The following is a 1,891-nucleotide window of genomic DNA, read 5'->3' on the forward strand; positions in this document are numbered from 1 at the left end:
GCCGGCAAGCGGGCTCCAGACCAGGACGCCCAACCCCTGGTCGACGGAAATCGGCAGCAACTCGTACTCCGCCTCGCGCGCTTCCAGCGTGTAATGGATCTGCTGCGTGACGAAGCGCGGCTGATGATGGCTGTCGCTGATGCCGAGCGCCTTCATCACCTGCCAGCCGGAATAGTTGGAGCAGCCGACATAGCGGATCTTGCCCTGGGCAACCAGCGTGTCGAGCGCGGAGATGGTTTCCTCCAGCGGTGTCACGCCATCCCATTCGTGCAGGAAATAGATGTCGATGACGTCTGTCCTGAGCCGCTTCAGGCTCTTCTCGCATTCTCGGATCAGGTGATGGCGTGACAGGCCTTCATCGTTCGGGCCTTTGCCGATCCGCATCCGTGCCTTGGAGGCGATCAGCACGTCGCCCTTGCGCTTGCCGCCGAGCGCTTCGCCGATGATTTCTTCGGAAATGCCATTCGAATAGACGTTGGCGGTGTCGATGACATTAATGCCGGCGTCGATGCAGAGATCGATCATCCGGCGCGCCTCGTCGAGATCGGTCTTGCCGACAGCCGAAAACGCGCCGGCGCCGCCGAACGTCATGGTCCCCATGGTCAGCGTCGAAACTTTCAGGCCGGAACGGCCGAGGGTGCGGTATTCCATGTCGATCCTCGCGATTGCGTTGAGAAAGGGGGGGTGCCCGAATGTGGCCGCTATTTGTAGGACAATTTGCGCGACTTGTCGCCATGCCAGGACGCCGGATCGATCATGCCTGGCGGGATTGGCAGCGGCGGCGATCACGCTCAGGCTGCAATAAAACCGTCATTGCAGGCCTATATTGAAGTCGGCTCAGGGGTTGCCGTTCCGGGCTGTAAGCCGGAGTTTGTGGCGCCGGACCTGAATCGACAGAGCTTGCAAGTGGAGCAGCCGATAATGACCGAGCTAAAACAGAATTCTCCGGCCCGGGATTGGCTTGAAGCCGAACTCGCCGACACGCTCGACGAAGACTATGAGCTCGAAATGTCGGAGCCGGCGCTGTCGATGGAGATCGCCAAGATCTACAAGAACTCGCATCCGCCTTCGATCGATCGCATGCAATATTTTCGCGACCTGATCACCCTGCAGTCCGAATTGATCAAGCTGCAGTCCTGGGTCGCCTACCACAAGAAGAAGCTGGTGGTGATCTTCGAGGGACGCGATTCGGCCGGCAAGGGCGGTGTCATCAAGCGCATCACCCAGCGGCTTAACCCGCGCATCTGCCGTGTCGTGGCACTGCCGGCACCGACCGAGCGCGAAAAGTCGCAATGGTATTTCCAGCGCTATGTCCCGCATCTGCCGGCCGGCGGCGAGATCGTGCTGTTCGACCGCTCATGGTACAACCGCTCGGGCGTCGAGCGGGTGATGGGCTTTGCCCAGCCCGATCAGGTCGAAGAATTCTTCCACGACGTGCCGGAATTCGAGCGCATGCTGGTCCGCTCGGGCATCACTGTGGTCAAATACTGGTTCTCGATCACCGACGAGGAACAGCAGATGCGCTTCCTGATGCGCATCCACGATCCAATGAAGCAGTGGAAACTGTCGCCGATGGATCTGCAGTCGCGTGTGCGCTGGGAGCAGTACACCAAGGCCAAGGAAGAGACCTTCGCCCGCACCAACATCCCGGAAGCGCCCTGGTTCATCGTCGAGGGCAACGACAAGAAGCGTGCGCGGCTGAACTGCATCGACCATCTGCTCAAGCAGCTGCCTTACGAGGAAGTGCCGCACGAGGAGATCACTTTGCCGGAGCGCGTCTTCAACCCCGAATACGAACGCCAGGTACTGCCGCGCGAGCTCTACGTGCCGGAGAAGTATTGATGGATCCGCTCCCTTCTCCCCGTCACTATACGGGGAGAAGGTGCCGGCA

General features: G+C 60.2%; 2 protein-coding genes. One reads left to right on the top strand and one right to left on the bottom strand.

The annotated features are described in order from the left end of the window. The coding region (locus EOC06_RS44055) for an aldo/keto reductase (RefSeq protein WP_245470265.1) at positions 1-651 on the bottom strand (651 nt) is incomplete at its 3' end. A gap of 270 nt (positions 652-921) precedes the next feature. Between EOC06_RS44055 and ppk2 the strand changes: the two genes are divergently transcribed. Beyond that, on the top strand, positions 922-1,842 hold the full coding sequence (gene ppk2, locus EOC06_RS31980) for a polyphosphate kinase 2 (RefSeq protein WP_127270468.1): 921 nt from the start codon (positions 922-924) through the stop codon (positions 1,840-1,842). The last annotated feature ends 49 nt before the right edge of the window (positions 1,843-1,891 follow it).

This window comes from Mesorhizobium sp. M7A.F.Ca.MR.362.00.0.0 (assembly GCF_004023175.1).
In the GTDB taxonomy this organism is placed as follows: Bacteria; Pseudomonadota; Alphaproteobacteria; order Rhizobiales; family Rhizobiaceae; genus Mesorhizobium.